Source organism: Streptomyces sp. SID11385, assembly GCF_010548245.1.
GTDB lineage: Bacteria > Actinomycetota > Actinomycetes > Streptomycetales > Streptomycetaceae > Streptomyces.
This window is the reverse complement of record NZ_JAAGLR010000614.1, coordinates 1-426: the sequence shown is the minus strand read 5'-3', so window position 1 is coordinate 426 and position 426 is coordinate 1. Positions and strand designations below refer to the sequence as shown.

Annotated in this window: 1 pseudogene; it reads right to left on the bottom strand. The window is 73.9% G+C overall.

The features are described 5' to 3' along the window. Window positions 1–426 (bottom strand): annotated as a pseudogene (locus G3I42_RS18625) (DNA polymerase III subunit gamma and tau); the annotation flags it as partial.

Sequence of the window (426 nt, the reverse complement as noted above, 5' to 3'; positions counted from 1 at the left end):
GCGCCGTTCTGCGGTGCGGGGGCCGGGGAAGGCGCCGGGGCGGGCGCCGCGGGCGCGCCGCCGTACCCCCCGTATCCGCCCCCGGGAGGTGATGGCGACTGGGGCGCTCCGCCGCCTCCGCCCGGTGAGTCGACGACGGCCTCGATCTTCCAGTTCACCTGGAAGCGGCTCTGGAGCGCCTGCTTGAGCACGTCCTCGTTGTTGCCGTTGAGGAAGTTGTCCCTGGCCCCGGCGTTGACGAAGCCGACCTGCAAAGTGGTCCCGTCGAAGCCCGCGACCTGCGCGTTCTGGCTCAGCAGCATCCAGGTGAAGCGGCGCGTGTTCTTCACCGTCTCCAGGATCTCGGGCCACAGGGCGCGCGGATCGAGGCCGCTGCCGGGGGGCGGGGCGGCGGGCTGGGGAGCGGCCTGGCCCTGCGGCTGGGCC